Genomic DNA, 272 nt, shown 5'->3' with positions numbered 1-272 from the left:
AAAAATGTCCGGTACGAAAATCCATCCAACTGCTCTTGTGGAGAAGGGAGCGCAGCTTGGTGAGAATGTATTCGTTGGGCCGTTTTGTCATATTAGTTCAGAGGCTGTTATTGGTGATGGATGCAGCTTGATGAGTCATGTTGTGATAATGGGGAAAACAACGTTAGGAGCCGATAGTAAAGTATTTTCACATGCAATTTTGGGAGCAGAACCGCAAGATAATAAACATAAGGGAGGTTATACAACTCTCTCTATTGGTAAAAATTGTACAA

Annotated in this window: 1 pseudogene; it reads left to right on the top strand. The window is 40.8% G+C overall.

Going from position 1 to position 272, the window contains the following annotated elements:
- Nucleotides 1-4 precede the first annotated feature (4 nt).
- A pseudogene (locus tag ACFINZ_RS11675) lies at nucleotides 5-272 on the top strand (acyl-[acyl-carrier-protein]--UDP-N-acetylglucosamine O-acyltransferase); the annotation flags it as partial.

The organism is Bartonella sp. AA81SXKL, from assembly GCF_042196945.1.
Taxonomy (GTDB): Bacteria; Pseudomonadota; Alphaproteobacteria; order Rhizobiales; family Rhizobiaceae; genus Bartonella.
The sequence above is the reverse complement of the archived record's forward strand: the minus strand, read 5'-3'. Positions and strand labels throughout refer to the sequence as shown.